This window comes from Bacillus coreaensis (genome assembly GCF_050586445.1).
Taxonomy (GTDB): domain Bacteria; phylum Bacillota; class Bacilli; order Bacillales; family Cytobacillaceae; genus Robertmurraya_A; species Robertmurraya_A coreaensis.
The window spans coordinates 17,772-34,194 of the sequence record NZ_JBOCCY010000003.1; the positions used below are offsets into that span (position 1 = coordinate 17,772).

Consider the following 16,423-nt stretch of genomic DNA (forward strand, 5'->3'; position numbering starts at 1 on the left):
TACTCCACCTATGAACGGGAGCTAATTCTATTATATAGTTGCTCCCAAACGTCAGCAAGAAAATGAACTCATTTTAATAGGTAATTTTACTTATTGTTTAAAAAATGACTAAGGGGGCGTTTATTTTGAAAAAGCTTTTAAAAACGGTGGCGGTTGCAGCCGCATTGACAACGATTGTGACTGGTTGCAATAAGGCTTCCAGTGGTAATGAAGCAAACAGTGACATGACGGTTGTGAACTTGTATTCGACGGTAACAAATGAAGCAGATAAAATCACGCTGCAAAATGTGGTAAAAAAGTTTGAAAAGGAAAATCCTGATATCGATATTAAAGAAAATTATCCTGCTGACGGGTATGAAGGAATGCTGCGAGTCAAAATGGCGGCCAATGATATGCCTGACTTATTCGATACTCATGGCTGGGCGATTCACCGTTACGGGGAATATGTAGAAGATTTAAAAGATATGGACTGGGTGAAGGATCTTGATCCAGCACTGGAGCAAATTTTAAAAGATGAATCTGGAAAAGTCTATGCGTACCCTCTAAATCAGGCAAAAGACGGACTTACATATAATGCAACACTGCTAGAGGAATATGGAATTGAGCCGCCGACCACCTTTGATGAGTTCGTGACAGCACTTGAAACCATCAAGAAAAAAGGAAAGGGCGAAGTGACGCCACTTTGGTTTGCTGGTGCTGATAAATCCGCATTCGGACAGTATTTTGATCAGTTTTCTACACCACTATTAATTACTGGAGAACAAAACTTCCAAAAAGAGTTGCTAGATGGGACGTTTGATTGGTCAAATTATACGTTTTTAGCAGAAAAACTAAAGGAAATGCACGAGAAGAAGCTCCTGAATGAAGATATATTGACGGCCCAAAATCATCAGATGGTCGACTTAATGGTGCAAAACAAAATTGGATTTATCGTTGGCGGCGGAATGCTTGGTCCTTCTGTTGAAGAGGTAAACCCAGAGGTCAAGCTTGGAGTCATTCCCATGCCTGTGATCGAGGAAGGCGACGAGCCGAGCTGGATTGGCGGGGAGCGTCATACCTTAGCAGTTTGGAAAGATTCTAAAGTCAAAGAAGAAGCGAAAAAGTTCTTAGAATTCATTTCGCAGCCGGAGATAGTGAAAGAGATTGCGGAGGGGACGTCTCTTCCAAGTGGTCTGACGAATACGGAATCGAAAAACTATTACTCTGAATACTACGAAAAGTACGCGGATGTGAAAGTGGAACCTTACTTCGACAGAATCTATCTGCCAAGCGGTATGTGGGATCCAATGGGTACTACTGGTCAGGAATTATTGTCCGGAACGATGACACCGGACGAAGTTTCGAAAAAGATGGAAGAGGAATATAAGAGATTGCTAGCGCAGAAGAAATAGTTTTGTGAGGGAGGAAGGTGTTATCGCCTCTCCTCCTAATCTAACATTCTAGGAGTTGGTGACGGTGATAGGAGTGGAGACAAGAAGCAAGTCGATGGCCGGCTCTTCTATAGAAGTGAAAAGGAAGCGTAAAAAGCGGAAGGAATCCTCGCTTTGGTGGATGTATCTTCCCGCTCTAGCTGCTGCCTGCTTTTTCATCCTTTATCCATTTTTAAACGGAATTAAAATTTCTTTTACAAACTGGAACGGGTTTTCACAAACGTACGACTACGTAGGGTTCAGTCAATATACGAGGATGTTGAAGGATCCGGATACGTGGCTGGTCGTAAAAAACACCTTGCTGTATGGTGTGGGCAGTACCATTTTGCAAAATGTGATTGGTCTTGGGTACGCCCTTTTATTAAACCAAAGAATTTACATGAAAAATTTTACGAGGACCATTGTATACCTTCCGGTTATTATCAGCCCGCTGATTATGGGGTATATTTTCTACTTTTTCTTTGCCTTCCAAGGCGGGGCACTGAATGATCTGCTTGTATTTTTCGGATTGGATAAAATTAATGCATTAGGCGATCCAAAAATTAATATTTGGTTGATCGTTTTCGTTAATACCTTCCAGTTTGTCGGGATTGCAATGATTATTTACCTGGCTGGATTACAAAGTATTTCAAAGGATTATTACGAAGCGGCACAAATTGACGGAGCGTCTAGTTTTCAGCAATTTAAAAATATCACCCTGCCAATGTTAATGCCTTCGATCACCATCAACATGGTTATTAACATTATTGGGGGATTGAAATTGTTCGATGTGATCATCTCGCTGACAGGCGGCGGACCGGGTTATGCGTCGCAATCCATGTCTACGTTTATGTATGACCTTTATTTTAATAGACAAGATGCGGGCTATGCAGCGACGCAAGGTGTATTTATGGCTATCATCATTTTGATTCTTAGTTTGGCAGCGCTTGTGTACTTCAAACGGAAGGAGATTGAGGCGTAATGGACTATATGGGTAAAAAGAAAAAGTGGTTACTCTCAGGAGTCGCGCTTTTGATCTCAGCCTTTCACCTAATTCCTTTTTATATTTTGATTACGACCGCGTTAAAGGAAAGGGGAGATTTTAGTTCAAAATGGGTGTTTCCCAAGGTCCTTGCGTTTGAGAACTTTGCGGAGGCGTGGGAAACGGCGAGTCTTGGCAATGCGCTTTCGAATACTTCGATTATTACCTTTGTAAGTGCTTTATTATTGATTGTTTTTGGCTCGATGGCCGCCTATCCCTTGGCCAGAAGGCAGACGAAACTAAATAAATTTGTTTTCATGATATTTATTGCGGTGATGGTGATTCCGCCTTTAACCGCTTTAGTTCCATTATATAAGCTTGTGGTCGACATCGGAATGATGAATACGCTCGAAATTGCCATCTTGAATAATGTGGCGTCCTTCCTTCCATTAACCATATTCTTGTATTCAGGCTTTATTCGCTCAACGATCCCTAAGGAATTGGAAGAAGCCGCAAAAATTGATGGTGCTAGTACACTGGGAATCTTTTTCCGAATTGTATTTCCTTTGTTGAAGCCGGTTACGGCATCCATTTTAATCATTTCATGTGTATTCATCTGGAACGATTACCAATTCGCCATCTTCTTCCTTCAAGCAGAGGAAGTGAAGACCAGTACCGTTGCGCTGGCAGGATTCTTTGGCGAAAATGCCAACCGAATGAATCTTGTTGCTGCCGCAGCCATTATGGCTGTCCTTCCAATGGTCGTTTTGTTCCTACTATTGCAGAAGCACTTTGTTAAAGGGTTGGCATCTGGATCGGTTAAAGGATAATTTATGGGAAAAAGCTTCATATATTTAAACTCACTTAAAAAATTGGAGGTTCACTTATGTCTAAAATTACTTTTCTTGGCGCAGGTAGTACCGTATTTGCAAAAAATGTGTTAGGAGATTGCATGTTTGTTGACGCGTTGGACGGCTTCGAATTTGCCTTATTTGATATTGATGAACAGCGTTTGCGTGATTCCGAGCAAATGCTGAACAATTTAAAGGAAACACTCGGGAAAAACCTAACGATTAAAGCGTATACGGATCGGAAGGAATCTTTAAGAGGCGCGAAATATGTTATCAATGCGATCCAGGTTGGAGGCTATAAACCGAGTACCGTGATCGATTTTGAAATTCCGAAAAAATATGGCTTACGGCAGACGATTGCCGATACAGTTGGGATCGGGGGGATCTTCCGTAACCTACGGACGATTCCAGTTATGCTTGATTTTGCAAAGGATATGGAAGAAGTTTGTCCGGATGCCTTATTTATGAATTACACCAACCCGATGGCTGTCTTGACTGGGGTTATGAATCGTTTTACAAATATTAAAACGGTTGGCCTATGTCACAGTGTGCAGGTTTGTACCAAAGATTTATTTGAGGCATTGGGCCTGGACCGTACAGGTGTGAAGGAGAAAATTGCCGGGATCAACCACATGGCGTGGCTGCTTGAAGTTAGCAAGGATGGCGTGGACTTGTATCCTGAAATTAAGAGAAGAGCCCGTGAATTGCAAAAAACAAAGCATGGCGATATGGTTCGATTTGAGCTAATGGATAAGTTTGGATATTATGTGACGGAGTCATCTGAACACAATGCAGAATATCACCCGTACTTTATCAAATCTCGTTACCCTGAGTTAATTGACCGTTTTAATATCCCGCTTGATGAATATCCACGTCGCTGTGAAAAGCAAATTAATGACTGGGTAGCTATGAGAGAGGATCTGGTTAACAATCATTCCTTGAATCATGTTCGTTCTCGTGAATACGGATCGCGCATTATTGAAGCCATGGAAACAGATGTTCCATTTAAATTTGGTGGGAATGTCTTAAATACCGGAAGACTGATTAGTAATCTTCCAGAGAAAGCTTGTGTCGAGGTGCCTTGTATCGCGGACCGCAGCGGAATTACTCCAACCTATGTGGGAGACCTTCCAGAGCAGCTTGCAGCATTAAACCGTACGAATATCAACACGCAACTCTTGACCATCGAAGCAGCAGTCACGTTGAAAAAGGAATATATTTATCAAGCTGCTATGCTAGACCCACATACCGCCGCTGAGTTATCCATGGACGACATTATCTCTCTATGTGACGACTTAATTGAAGCACATGGTGAATGGCTGCCTAAATTTACAAGTGAGAATGGTGTAGCGATTACATTATAGGTCCTAGTCGAAGTTTGTCTATCATAAAGGAGAGGGTGTCCCAAAAGTATAACTAATGGGCACTCTTTTTTTAGTATAAAAAAATAAGAAAATCGCTCTCTTTCTTCCTCGCATGCAAAAATATACCCCTTAGGATATTTGTCATCAGGTTTGCCTTTATCAACCGAACTAATTAAATCATTTAAAGAGTCAAAAGAGAGCGGTTTATCTAAAAGTAGATGTAATTATGGCAATATAGAGGCTGAATGAAGAAAACTGCACTTCTAAACAAAATATTTACAGGGTTATATAATATTGGAACCTCGAAGGCCATGAGGTCGACTTCAATCTTCTTGGGTAATCCAAAATTAAACAAAAAGATCTTACTTCTAAATTGAACAAAAGCCCTACTAGATCCTATTCGCTAGTAGGGCTTTATCACGCGCAAAACTTCCGATTGTCCCCTTAAAGAACCGTCCACTTGGTCTCCCCAACAATTGAATTTTTATTAATAAGTAAAGCGTCTTGTTACTGTTAGTGACCATATTTATGACCTTCAGACACTATTTAATATGACTTTTCATGATTAATGTAAAGGGGATAGAAAAATTAATGATAAGGAAGGGATTACGTATGAAAAAATATTGGATTCTGTCACTGCTTATTGTCTTTATAATTACAGGTTGCTCGGTTGAAATTGAGACTTCATCTTCAAAGTCTGAGGAGTTTGCCTCCACTGCCGATGAACTCTCAAGTACTTTCGTGGATGTGAAAGATAAAATGGAGTCCTTGGTTGTTAAAAAAGAATTATCTTCCGAAGATCAAAAACTAATTGTTAAACATGTAAATGACCTTACTATGGAAATCCAGAAATTTAGAGATGAAGAAGCGCCATTTATGGCAAAAAGAATAAAGAAAATGGCATTAAACGAACTGAACAAAAAAGAAGATATCCTAGTAGATGTCAAGGAAAAAGCCGAAAATGATATGGCTACTGTGGAAGATGTAGAAAAGATCATAAAAACAATTTCCGATGATTTTGAAATTAATCTATTTAAATAACTATACCTTTTGGAGGTTTATAATGAGTAAAAAAATTAGTTTGTTTCTTTTGGCTATTAGTTTTTTCATCGGTCTCTTTTCCACTAATGTAACAGCAAAAGCTGAAATTTCGAAGGAAAATCTAAATAATGTTAAAGCGTATATAACGCAACAATTTCTAAACGCAGGAATTGTTGGTGGGTCCTATGCGATTGTTTCGAACGGTCAAGTAATTGATTCTAGCGGGGTAGGTTACAGTGATGTGAAATTAGAAAAAAAGGCAACTGCTGAAACGATATACGCAATCGCTTCTGTAACAAAGTCATTAACAGCAACAGCAATCCTTCAACTTCAGGAACAGGGAAAGTTAAATGTGAATGATCCTGTTCAAAAATATCTACCCTGGTTTACTTATAAAGATAGAGAAAAATCAAAATCAGTAACAATCCAACATTTATTAACACATTCAGTTGGTGTAAATCGAATAGATGCCGATGGGGCGATATTTACAGATGAAAAGAGTAATAGAAATTCATTAGATGATTCGATAAGAGCTTTAAGAAACGTTGAAATGATAGCGGATCCTGGCGAAAAAGGTCAATACTGTAATTCCTGTTTTAACACACTGGGCTTAATTATTGAGGAAATCACCGGGATTAGCTATTACGACTATATGAAAAGCAAAGTATTTCAGGTATTAGGGATGGACCATACAGCTTTTGGTCAAGACCTTAAAACGATTGATTCCCAAGATATTGCCAAAGAGTATAGCTGGTTTTTTGGTTTGCGAAATACGAATTTATTAAACCATCAAACATTTGGGAAAAGTCAGGACCCTGAAGGCGGGATCTATACAAATAGTGTAGATCTAGCTAAATATGTTTCTTCCATTTTAGGCAATGAGCCCAACCCACTTTTAAGTCAAGCAACCTTAAAGATGTCTTATGATGGGGTAGTTGCAACTGAGCATAAATCCTGGGAGTATACAAATGGGGGTTTAGAAGTAGGTGAGCTTTCGAATCAAACACTTCTTTACAAAGGCGGGGATGGAATTGGATCATCTGCGGTGATAATGATGTTACCTGATGAGAACTTGGGTGTTATCCTCATGATTGGAGAGTCGAATTCTGAACCTAAAAAAGCAATTGCAATGGGTATGCTGCAAATTTTAATCGGTGAGGAGGCAACTCTTTCCGATTTTCCTCCGCCCCCGTTTAAGATTATTGGGTTCATGATGTTATTTTTGGTAGTTGCTAGTATTGTAATATTAGTTTATTTAGGATGGGCTATTACAAAAAGGCTGAATAGAAAAGATAGAACCATTAAATACCGTTGGCTTAAGATTTGCATTGGTTTATTATGTTTACTTTCTTCCATTATCATCGGTTATTTGCTTTTATTTGTAAGGCCGACTCAAATTGGTTTTTACGGTTTTTTATACGATTGGGCAATTGGTTTAATTAGCTTAGAGATTACTTTATTAGTAGGGGTTTGTTATAATTTTTATTTAGGTATCTTCGGTAAAAAAGGAAATAAAAGGGAGAAGTCTGCTGATGGAAAAAAAACTAGGAATTTATAAGAAAATTACCATGATACATCTTTTATTCTTACTAGTTATGCTTGTTTTTGCAGGTGGATATGCCATGTTTGGATTGCTGGATCATATAAGAACGGATATTACCTTACTACATTTCAACAACATCTTAATGGGAGCAACCTTAACGATCCTTGTATTATACGTATTTAGCAAAAACAATAAGGTATCTGTAAAGCGTTTAGGCTGGCATCTAACTTTAAAGGATCTTAATTTTATACTAGTTGTGTTTTTTGTAACATTGTGCACCTTGGGGTTATTTATAATAGTACTAAAACAAAACAAAACACTAAATGTTACTTTACGATTAGATAGATTCAAAGAGTTTCCTTATTATTTACTGTTACTTTGGGCTGTGTTAGGCTGGATGCTAGCAGCCCTAAAAGAAGAGGTCCTCAGTAGAGGATTTGTTTTATTTAACTTAACACAAATGAACATAGGGAAGATGATTCTGGTATCAGCCGTGGTTTTTATGGTACTTCACATCCCGACGAATGGGTTTGACGTATTTAAAATGTTTAGCTGGTTCATGGGAGGAGTAGTGTATGCCTATATTTATATAAAAAGCGGTTCACTCTCTGTGGCTACGATCATACACATGATCCATAACTTTTTAAATGATTGGGTAATAGGTAACAATAGTCAATTTGCAATTGTTGAACTTAGTCAGAAACTAGCTCCTGATGATAAATTAATTTATGAGTTAATACTAAAGGTAGTCATCCTCATATTTACCATTGCCTTTTATGGAAGAAGTGGATTAACTACTCCTGCACCGAATCTTAAAGAATTGTGGTTCAAAAATGACCGTAGTAAAGTTGATGCAGAAAGAAGCATAAACCCATCTATCTAAAAGGTTTATCAATGGCGAGGTTATAAAAGCCTGCACATATATGCGTTTCAGCTTGTAGGCAAAAGGCAACCGAATGATCCGATTCAGTTGCCTTTTGTCATTTTTTAATCTATTGATATTGAATTTCTATTAAACTAGATTAATCCGTTATTTTCATCACATTCCTTCACATTCCTTGATAAATATTATTATAAAAGGATGGATCATTGCGATCCATCCTCAAAAATAGCTTTTCCTAGACGTGGAAGGTGCCTTTTTCTTCGACACTAGATTGAACATTATTACGATAAAATACATTTGTTAGAAGGATTGTGATGATGGAATAGAAAAAGATAAAGATTAAATTATACACTCCTAAATCACTGTTGTATTTCAATAGTGCAATATCGCTGTTTCCCACAAGATGTGACGTAGTAAAATTAAAGATCAAATGGGCGAACGTACCAGGAAGCAAGGAACCACTTCTTAAATAAACATAAAGGAACACACAACTTATAACCATTAAAATCAAGATACTAAAAATATCTAATCCTTTAAAAATGTGAAAGATCATAAAGATGAAACTCGTCATAAGATACAATTTTTTTGTTGGAAGGAAGCCTAAATTGGCTGTAAAATAACCTCTAAATAAAAGTTCTTCATAGAAAGCAGCGATAAACCAGGTTGCAAATACCAATATAACTGAAAAGTAAAAACTCACCTCTGTAAATGCTCTCGTATTCCATTCCGCCGATATCAATCCTATATTGGATGCAATCATGACGACTATTATCATTAGGACAATCGTCCCTGTGATAGAAGTAATCGAGAACATAACGTCTTTTCTTCTAAACTTGAAACCTAACGTTCCAAATTGTTTCCGATCAATTAATTTATAAAATAATAGGGTAGCAAGGGCAGGGATTCCACTTACCACGATCCCAACAATTCCAAACATTTTAAAATCTGGTGTAGCAATGTACTTAAATAAGCCCAACGGGAAAAGCAATAAATAATTTAGTACAAAATTGATCACGCAAATGCTAATAATTCGAATTAAACCAGTTTTCATTTTCATCATCCTTTTTGTAAATAAGATATTTCTAATTTTATCTACAAAAAGTAATGCTCATAAGTGACATATGGATAAAGAAAAGTAACATTCTAAACATTGCTTGAACATTAAGTTTAGAATAAAATTACTTTTTTTCCAAAAGTCACTTTATCATGTGACTTTTTACGTGTAGATTATAAATAGATTGCGAGCCAAGAAAAAACTTGGATGAAAGAAGATGATAAAAAGTGTTATTAGCACGAGATAAACGAACCTGGAACTGGTTGGATACCTTTTTGTTTTTCATGCGCACGTTATGGATTTACTATAATGCAAGTTGGGTTTTGGGGGTCACGATTAATAATTCAAATAAATGGTTTTTATTTATATGGTTTATCGCTATTTACCTAGTTCCGCTTATATGTTATCGCCCAGGATATATTAATCTCGTATATTTTTTTATTTTAGAAACAGTGTTGACGGGAAGTATGTTTTTTTTCATGATGAAGCAATTTCAACTAATTGGTGCCTATGACTTCATATATTTACCGCTTATTATGATTGCATACGTCTGCCAGGTTCGACCATTAATATGGCTTGGTCCATGCATAAGTCTAATCATTTTCCTCATTGGTACATGGTTAGGAAATCAATTCACAAATAATTTCATAGATATCCTGATTAATACACCTCTGTATTATATGATTGGAATCTGCCTAGGCAGGGTAACATTCGTAAACAATAAAAAGAAAGAATTAATAGTATCGATACAAGAAAAAAACAAAGCCTTAGAACAATATTCTAAACGAATTGAAGAACTTACGATAATGGAAGAAAGGAATCGTGTATCACAGGACTTGCATGACACTGTCGGACATATTTTAACTTCTGTCATTACAAGCTTGGACGCACTTCCATTCATTATGAAGGCCAATCATGAAGAAGCAGAGACTAGTATAAAGGAAATTTCTAATCTTGCTAGAAAAGGGTTGAGCGATGTAAGAATAACTATACATCAGTTATCACCTATTGAAGACCATCTACTCTTATCTCAATCCTTTCAACAGGTAATTGACGAATTTAGGAAGCACACCAGTACAAACGTTGAATTTTTGATGGATGGGAAAGAAAGAAATCTTGGAGAGAGGACTAAATATGCATTGATTCGATGTCTACAGGAAGGGTTGACGAATGCAAAAAGGCATGGACAGGCAACTCATATATCTGTGAAAGTAACCTTTAAGGCAGAAGAGCTTGCCCTACAAATAAAGGATAACGGGGTAGGAGTAGATTCACTCCATCTAGGATTTGGCTTAGAAACCATGAAGGATCGGATAACATCACTTAGCGGGTTATTAAGCATTGAATCAGAATTGAATGAAGGAACGGTAATTCGTTGTTCAATCCCTTTAGCAAAGGAAGTGTTAGCATTATGATTAAAACCATTATCGCGGAAGATCAAGAGTTGATCCGCAAAAGTTTAAAAATTGTTTTGGAGAGTATTTCGGATATTGAAATTATCGGGATGGCTGCGAATGGGGTAGAAGCAATTCGATTATGTGAACAAGAAAATCCTGAAATTGTATTAATGGATATTCAAATGCCAGTGATGGATGGGGTAAAGGCAACTGAGGAAATAAAAAGGCGTTTTCCTGATGTTAAAGTGATTATCTTAACCACCTTCCAAGATATCACACATGTAATGAATGCTTTAAATGCAGGTGCAGAAGGATATATATTGAAAGCAGTAGACCCTCAGTTTTTAGTAAATGGTATTAAGTTGGTCTATCATGGAGGATCCCTAATCCCACAAGACCTAGCAAAAGAGGTTTTTCAATCGACTCATTATCAGCCTGTCAAGGAACCAGAATTTATGGTACTATCTCCCACAACCAACCCTTATGAATTAAATCAACAAGAATTGAAGGTATTGAAATATTTGGCACAGGGACTTTCCAATAAGGCAATCTCTGAAAGAATGTTTTTATCGCTAGGAACTGTGAAAAATTATATCTCGAATATTTATTCCAAACTAAATGTAAAAAATCGTACCTCAGCTATTATGAAAGCAATTGAAGAAAGTATCATCAAGGATAAATAATGACTTTTAGTCACTTTCCGATATGACTTATTATCAATACCATTATAAGTAATAAGGAGGGCTGATTTTAGTTGAAAATACAAGTGTTATATTTTCTTAAAGGTTTAGTATTCGTGTCTCTAGGTTCTATAATTTCGGGTTTTGGTTTTGTGGGAGTTGTGTTGCTTGGAAAAGTAACATCCCAATTATTGGGGGGGAGTACCGCTTCTCTGATTGAAGTAATGTTTACACTAATTTATGGATCGTATTTATTCCTTCTGTGTTGGTTGGCAGGGAAATATATTGTTCCTCTTTATACTGTAAAGATAGCAAAATAGATGGGCTAAAACCACTTGCAAATATGATAATGCTGGTAAGAGATCATATCTTTATATCTTTAATAGATTGCCGTACTGAGTGGACAGTTGAACAGGCATCAGATGAATTGAAACAAGCAATAAAGGATAAAGTGGAAGTTCAATATTCATAAAAACATATGATCCTTTATTAAATGTTTACCTATAGAATGGTGGTAGAATTGTTGGAAATTCTACCACCTTATTTTTTGCTGTCCGTAATAATTACAGAGTCTTTTTAAAAATTAAATATCCACCTTGCAGGTCTATCGAAAAGGATGCACCTTCAAAAAGTTACTCGCATGATTCTCAATCTCCTGAAGGCGGAACTCCAGTACACTTTCTGTGGTGCCAAATTCATCCGCTAGAAAGAATAACTCAATGTTTAATAAGAAATTGTAAATTTGTAACGAAACATTCACATATTTTCCTCGCGAAAATCGCTTTAAAACCACCCAATATTGAGAATAACATCCTTTTAAAAAGATAGAGATAGAAAAAATTTTAATTATTCCCTTTACAATAAATTTTCAAAATATTAGTGGTCCGTATAAGGTTGCTTAATATCGATCTTTTACACTTACTTTAAGAGTTTGGAGAGGTGGTTGAGATATTGGGATTTACATATCCACTCTGAGTATTTGGACGAGCAGTTGTCACCAGAGAGAAAGATGAGCTTCAATCATTAACAAACCTTTTAGATACGAATGATTATGGGAAATTAAATCAAGGATATGTCAGGATTTCTCCTATTACACTTCGAAGCTTTGAAAAAAGAAAAATCGACCAAATAAGAACGATGGTTTAAACATTTCAAAACACAAAAACAACATTCTTAAGGAGGAAGTAAACATGAATAAAGTAAAAGGTGGACTACTATTAGGTCTAGTATCATTTGTACTTGCTGGCTGTGGTAGTGAGGAAAGTAATACAACTAGTGAAGGTACGGCTGGAATTGAAGGAGATTTATCTTTTTACACCTCACAACCAGATGAGGATGCTCAAAAATTAGTAGATGCGTTCACAGAGAAATATCCGGATGTAACTGTTCAAACGTACCGTTCAGGAACAGAAGAGGTCATTAGCAAAATTAAAGCGGAGCAGAAAGCGGGAGATGTTCAAGCAGATGTCTTACTAGTAGCGGATTCGGTCACCTTTGAGGATTTAAAGGAAGAAGATCTATTGCTTGAGTATAAGTCAGAGGAGCTCAGTGAAATACCTTCTAATCTAGTCGATCCTGATGGCATGTATGCTGGGACAAAGGTGATGGCCACAGCCTTAGTAGCAAACACAGCAAATGTATCGGAAATGCCAGACTCATGGGATGTTTTAACAGATGAGAGTTCTAAAGGGGAAAGCATCATGCCAAGTCCCTTTTATTCAGGTGCTGCTGCTTATAATTTAGGTGTGTTTACACGAAATGACACCTTTGGCTGGGATTATTTTAAGAGTTTAAAAGAAAATGAAATGACGGTGACAAAAGGGAATGGAGCGGTTCTTCAAGCGGTTGCAGGTGGTGAAAAATCATATGGGATGGTTGTTGACTTTATCGTCGCACGAGCAAAAGCGGAAGGATCTCCGGTTGAACTGATCTATCCAAAAGAAGGGGTACCAGTGATCACGGAGCCTATTGGAATTATGAAGGATGCGGAAAACGAAGCAGCAGCCAAGGCGTTTGTTGATTTTGTTTTATCAGAAGAAGGTCAAGAATTAGCTGCGGAAATCGGCTATACACCTATCCGCAAAGGGGTGGAAGCTCCAGAAGGCTTACAAACGATTGACGAAATGAAGGTGATGGATGCCGATATTAGCGAATTATATCAAGCAAGAGAAGATGATAAAAAGGAATTTGAAACTATTTTTGGACAATAAAGTTCTTCATATCGATAAGGCTGCTCTAATACTTACATTGAGCAAGCCTTATTTTATAAGGTCATAATCATCTAAGGAGAGAAATCCTGAATGTTGCAAAATGTTATCAGTCGAGTTCCAAACCAAAATAAATGGTGGTTTTTCATTGGTGTCGTATTCGTTGTGGTCTTTTTTGTTCTACCTATCTTTAGACTGGTTTTTCTAAGCTTTTCTTCCGAGGGTGGCTTAACAGTAGGAAATTATACGACCGTCCTTCAAGATCGTTCCACATGGAAAACAATTGAAAATACGTTATATGTGGTTGGAGGTTCGTCAATTATAGCAATCATCTTAGGGGTGATCATGGCTTGGGTTGTGGCGTACACCAATATTAGGTACAAAAAGCTGCTTCAATTATTCATCTTTTTGCCTTTTATCATTCCGTCCTATATCACGACATTAGCATGGACTCAGTTCATGAGCAAAAATGGATTTCTCGCTTATCTGTTAAGTATGCTTCCGGGATCAGTCGAACCATTGAACATGTATAGTTTACAAGGAATCATCCTGGTCATGGGATTCTCCCATTATCCACTTGTCTATTTATTAACGGTGGGTGTTCTTAGAAAAATTCCTCGTGATCTAGAATATGCAGCAAGGATTTCAGGATCAAGCAAGTGGCAGTCTTTTCAAAAAATCACCCTTCCGCTAGCATTACCTGGAATAGCGAGTGGTGGGTTTCTAGCCTTTATTGCTAGTTTAGATAATTTTGGTATTCCTGCGTTTCTTGGAATCCCAGGTAATATCAGAGTGCTAAGCACGTATATCTATGAGCAAATCGTAGGGCTAGGGCCAAATTCCTTTGAACGGGCAGCGACTTTATCGGTTATATTAGGAGTCATTGCCTTAACAGGTACTTTTATTCAGTGGTTGCTGTTAAAGAAGTCTAAACATACGGAAACAGCGGTCGAGGATAAAGAACCAAGATTACTGTTAACTAAAGGGCCCCGACTTACGATTGAACTGCTTTTATGGAGCTTTTTGCTAGTAACAACCTTGGTACCGCTTATATCTATGCTTTCTGCCTCACTGATTAAAGCGTATGGGTTGCCGTTTGCTCCAGAAAATATAAGTTTAAAAAACTATCAATTTGTGTTGCTAGAGAATCAAAAGGCCATCACTTCTTTAAAAAATAGTGCCAATTTGGCGATCATCACGACTGTTTTTTGTTTGGTGATAGGTACGGGAATGGCTTATGTTAGGACAAAAAAGCCCTCTATGATCTCAAAAGGTTTAGAAATGATCATTGGAATTCCTTATGCATTACCTGGTACGGTTTTAGCGTTAGCGATGATTTTTGCTTGGATGGAACCCATCCCGGGTTGGAATCCCGGAATATACGGAACCATCACGATTCTATTCATCGCTTATGTGACACGTTTTTTAATTTTACAGGTTAGGGGAAGCATTACCGCGTTTATGCAGGTTGACCCTTCGATTGAGGAAGCAGCGAGAGTAAGTGGTTCGAATGGATTTTTTAAATGGAAACAAATCTTGATGCCATTGATTTTCCCTGGAGTCATCAGTGGTGCGTTTCTCGTCTTTTTAACCGCATTAACGGAACTAACGGTTTCCTCCCTTTTATGGTCTAGTGGAACGGAAACGATCGGACTTGTGATCTTTAATTTTGAACAAGCAGGTTATTCCACTTATTCCACTGCTTTCTCAAGCATCATTGTTTTATTTATTTTGTTAGCTTTTATAATGGTAGCTGTTTTGCAAAAGGTATGGGATAGGAGGGTGCTGCATCATGACCACTCAAATTAAGAACGTAAATAAAAGCTTTGGTTCATTTCAAGCCTTGCGTCAAATCAACTTGGATATAAAAGAGGGTGAGTTTGTTGCGATTCTTGGTCCATCAGGCTGTGGGAAAACCACATTGCTTCGATTATTAGCTGGTTTTGATTCACCCACTTCAGGAGAAATTTTGATGAATCATAAAGTAATCGCTCATTCAACCTCCTTCTTGCCACCTGAAAAGCGGAATATCGGGATGGTGTTTCAATCCTTTGCTTTGTGGCCGCATATGAATGTCAGGGATCATATTCGCTTTCCACTAAAACATCATCAATTTTTAAGTGAAGAAAGTAAAACAAGCATCGATGATAGAGTGGACGAAGTGTTAAAAATGGTAGATATGCTTCATCTAGGAGAAAGAATGCCAAGTGAACTATCAGGAGGTCAAAAACAAAGGGTGGCTTTAGCACGTGCAATCGCTCCTAAACCCGCCTTATTGTTAATGGACGAACCACTTAGTAGTTTAGACGCTGAATTGCGAATGGGGATGCGAAAGGAGATTCAGCAACTACACGAGGTGACAAAGGCTTCGATTGTGTATGTCACACATGACCAAAGTGAAGCACTGGCCATGGCGGATAAAATCGTTGTCATGAATAAGGGGGAAATTGAACAAGTAGGGACGCCAAAAGAAATTTATAGCTCCCCAACCTCACCATTTGTTGCCTCTTTTGTTGGGCAAGCGAATTTAATAAAAGGGAGATGGGAAGGTGCAACCTTTTATCCTTTTCATCATCATTCCATTAAATGGGATGGAACTGGGGTCACCTCAGAATTAAGAGCGAAAAACATCTTTCCAGCTCGTCCTGAACAACTAGAAATCTCATTTAGTGACGATGGTGTAAAAGGAAGGATCACGAATGTGCAATATCAAGGAAAAGAAATTCACTACACGGTTACGGTAGAAGGGGAAGAGTGGGTGGTTCATCAAGATATTTTTGCTGAATTTTCCATCGGGGATGAAGTGTATGTTCATTTGAAGGAGTGGACATATGGAAAGAAGATGGATGAGAAAAAAGAACTTCATTTTGCATGAAAGAAAAACAGGGCTGACTTAAGAAACCGAATGAGTCTGGCCTTGTTTTATTTTTTACCCTAATCAGAAGATGAACAAATTTGAATTTCAAAAGATAGGTCTAAATGTAAGAGAGATTTATAGTTTTTTTGGGCACA

General features: G+C 37.7%; 13 protein-coding genes. 12 read left to right on the forward strand and 1 reads right to left on the reverse strand.

Annotated elements, in window-relative coordinates; all coding sequences use genetic code 11:
* Positions 1-125: 125 nt before the first annotated feature.
* From ACQ5H4_RS06070 to ACQ5H4_RS06100, 7 genes are all read left to right on the forward strand, one after another.
* Positions 126-1,391, forward strand: coding sequence for an ABC transporter substrate-binding protein (locus ACQ5H4_RS06070; protein ID WP_430774074.1), 1,266 nt, complete (start codon positions 126-128; stop codon positions 1,389-1,391).
* Positions 1,392-1,485: 94 nt separating this feature from the next.
* Complete coding sequence (locus ACQ5H4_RS06075; RefSeq protein WP_430774364.1) at positions 1,486-2,391, forward strand: carbohydrate ABC transporter permease; 906 nt, start codon at positions 1,486-1,488, stop codon at positions 2,389-2,391.
* Positions 2,391-3,221, forward strand: coding sequence for a carbohydrate ABC transporter permease (locus tag ACQ5H4_RS06080; protein WP_430774075.1), 831 nt, complete (start codon positions 2,391-2,393; stop codon positions 3,219-3,221). The genes ACQ5H4_RS06075 and ACQ5H4_RS06080 overlap by 1 nt, the downstream gene beginning before the upstream one ends.
* 56 nt (positions 3,222-3,277) lie before the next feature.
* On the forward strand, positions 3,278-4,606 hold the full coding sequence (gene melA, locus ACQ5H4_RS06085; RefSeq protein ID WP_430774076.1) for an alpha-glucosidase/alpha-galactosidase: 1,329 nt from the start codon (positions 3,278-3,280) through the stop codon (positions 4,604-4,606).
* Positions 4,607-5,218: 612 nt separating this feature from the next.
* Complete coding sequence (locus tag ACQ5H4_RS06090; RefSeq protein ID WP_430774077.1) at positions 5,219-5,647, forward strand: hypothetical protein; 429 nt, start codon at positions 5,219-5,221, stop codon at positions 5,645-5,647.
* A 22-nt stretch (positions 5,648-5,669) separates the two neighbouring features.
* Positions 5,670-7,205: a serine hydrolase domain-containing protein gene (locus ACQ5H4_RS06095; RefSeq protein WP_430774078.1), complete on the forward strand. Its 1,536-nt coding sequence runs from the start codon at positions 5,670-5,672 to the stop codon at positions 7,203-7,205.
* Positions 7,180-8,073: a CPBP family intramembrane glutamic endopeptidase gene (locus tag ACQ5H4_RS06100; protein ID WP_430774079.1), complete on the forward strand. Its 894-nt coding sequence runs from the start codon at positions 7,180-7,182 to the stop codon at positions 8,071-8,073. The genes ACQ5H4_RS06095 and ACQ5H4_RS06100 overlap by 26 nt, the downstream gene beginning before the upstream one ends.
* Before the next feature lie 235 nt (positions 8,074-8,308).
* Here ACQ5H4_RS06100 and ACQ5H4_RS06105 read toward each other — a convergent pair whose 3' ends face one another.
* Entirely contained in the window at positions 8,309-9,124 is an 816-nt protein-coding gene (locus ACQ5H4_RS06105) for a CPBP family intramembrane glutamic endopeptidase (protein ID WP_430774080.1), read from the reverse strand.
* Positions 9,125-9,606: 482 nt separating this feature from the next.
* Between ACQ5H4_RS06105 and ACQ5H4_RS06110 the strand changes: the two genes are divergently transcribed.
* The 5 genes from ACQ5H4_RS06110 to ACQ5H4_RS06130 all read left to right on the forward strand — a co-directional run bounded on the left by ACQ5H4_RS06110 (position 9,607) and on the right by ACQ5H4_RS06130 (position 16,286).
* Entirely contained in the window at positions 9,607-10,542 is a 936-nt protein-coding gene (locus ACQ5H4_RS06110; protein ID WP_430774081.1) for a sensor histidine kinase, read from the forward strand.
* Positions 10,539-11,207, forward strand: a complete 669-nt coding sequence (locus tag ACQ5H4_RS06115) for a response regulator transcription factor (RefSeq protein ID WP_430774082.1) — start codon at positions 10,539-10,541, stop codon at positions 11,205-11,207. Before ACQ5H4_RS06110 ends, ACQ5H4_RS06115 begins: the two co-directional genes overlap by 4 nt.
* A 1,187-nt stretch (positions 11,208-12,394) precedes the next feature.
* On the forward strand, positions 12,395-13,414 hold the full coding sequence (locus ACQ5H4_RS06120; RefSeq protein WP_430774083.1) for an ABC transporter substrate-binding protein: 1,020 nt from the start codon (positions 12,395-12,397) through the stop codon (positions 13,412-13,414).
* Between the two features lie 90 nt (positions 13,415-13,504).
* Positions 13,505-15,220 (forward strand): ABC transporter permease, encoded by a 1,716-nt coding sequence (locus tag ACQ5H4_RS06125; RefSeq protein WP_430774084.1) that lies wholly within the window; start codon positions 13,505-13,507, stop codon positions 15,218-15,220.
* The gene (locus tag ACQ5H4_RS06130) at positions 15,204-16,286 is read left to right on the forward strand and encodes an ABC transporter ATP-binding protein (RefSeq protein WP_430774085.1); all 1,083 of its coding nucleotides are present in this window, start codon (positions 15,204-15,206) and stop codon (positions 16,284-16,286) included. Before ACQ5H4_RS06125 ends, ACQ5H4_RS06130 begins: the two co-directional genes overlap by 17 nt.
* The last annotated feature ends 137 nt before the right edge of the window (positions 16,287-16,423 follow it).

Bases quoted from the DNA above. Each gene is read 5' to 3' on its own strand.
- ACQ5H4_RS06075 (WP_430774364.1), top strand. From the start codon at position 1,486: ATGGCCGGCTCTTCTATAGAAGTGAAAAGGAAGCGTAAAAAGCGGAAG.
- ACQ5H4_RS06080 (WP_430774075.1), top strand. From the start codon at position 2,391: ATGGACTATATGGGTAAAAAGAAAAAGTGGTTACTCTCAGGAGTCGCG.
- melA (WP_430774076.1), top strand. From the start codon at position 3,278: ATGTCTAAAATTACTTTTCTTGGCGCAGGTAGTACCGTATTTGCAAAA.
- ACQ5H4_RS06090 (WP_430774077.1), top strand. From the start codon at position 5,219: ATGAAAAAATATTGGATTCTGTCACTGCTTATTGTCTTTATAATTACA.
- ACQ5H4_RS06095 (WP_430774078.1), top strand. From the start codon at position 5,670: ATGAGTAAAAAAATTAGTTTGTTTCTTTTGGCTATTAGTTTTTTCATC.
- ACQ5H4_RS06100 (WP_430774079.1), top strand. From the start codon at position 7,180: ATGGAAAAAAAACTAGGAATTTATAAGAAAATTACCATGATACATCTT.
- ACQ5H4_RS06105 (WP_430774080.1), bottom strand. From the start codon at position 9,124: ATGAAAACTGGTTTAATTCGAATTATTAGCATTTGCGTGATCAATTTT.
- ACQ5H4_RS06110 (WP_430774081.1), top strand. From the start codon at position 9,607: ATGATGAAGCAATTTCAACTAATTGGTGCCTATGACTTCATATATTTA.
- ACQ5H4_RS06115 (WP_430774082.1), top strand. From the start codon at position 10,539: ATGATTAAAACCATTATCGCGGAAGATCAAGAGTTGATCCGCAAAAGT.
- ACQ5H4_RS06120 (WP_430774083.1), top strand. From the start codon at position 12,395: ATGAATAAAGTAAAAGGTGGACTACTATTAGGTCTAGTATCATTTGTA.
- ACQ5H4_RS06125 (WP_430774084.1), top strand. From the start codon at position 13,505: ATGTTGCAAAATGTTATCAGTCGAGTTCCAAACCAAAATAAATGGTGG.
- ACQ5H4_RS06130 (WP_430774085.1), top strand. From the start codon at position 15,204: ATGACCACTCAAATTAAGAACGTAAATAAAAGCTTTGGTTCATTTCAA.